This is a genomic window from Kytococcus schroeteri, assembly GCF_002847825.1.
GTDB classification, from domain to species: Bacteria; Actinomycetota; Actinomycetes; order Actinomycetales; family Dermatophilaceae; genus Kytococcus; species Kytococcus schroeteri.
Window position 1 is genome coordinate 1 of record NZ_PKIZ01000085.1, and the last position, 365, is coordinate 365.

The 365-nt window shown below is 68.8% G+C and carries 1 pseudogene; it reads left to right on the forward strand.

Annotation, left to right across the window (positions count from 1 at the left end):
• Nucleotides 1-365 (forward strand): annotated as a pseudogene (locus CYJ76_RS11615) (acyl-CoA dehydrogenase family protein); the annotation flags it as partial.

Consider the following 365-nt stretch of genomic DNA (forward strand, 5'->3'; position numbering starts at 1 on the left):
CGGAAGCACGCGAGGAAACCCGTAGCCTGCTGGCAGAGCCAGACATCCTGCCGCGCAGCGACCTGGATCTCGAGCAGTCCCGTGCCCGCACCACCGAGCACCTGCAGCGTGTGCTCGAATCCGGCGTGCCGAACCACGCCTTTCGCGCCGACCAGGGCGGCGCGGGCGAAACCGGCCGCTGCCTGACCTCCATCGAGATGCTGGGGCACGCCGACCTGTCGCTCATGGTGAAGTCCGGAGTGCAGTGGGGCCTGTTCGGCGGCGCCGTCGGCAACCTGGGAACCGAACGCCACCAGGAGATGGTGGGGAAGCTGATGAACCTCGAGGCCCTCGGCTGCTTTGCCATGACCGAACGCGGCCACGGC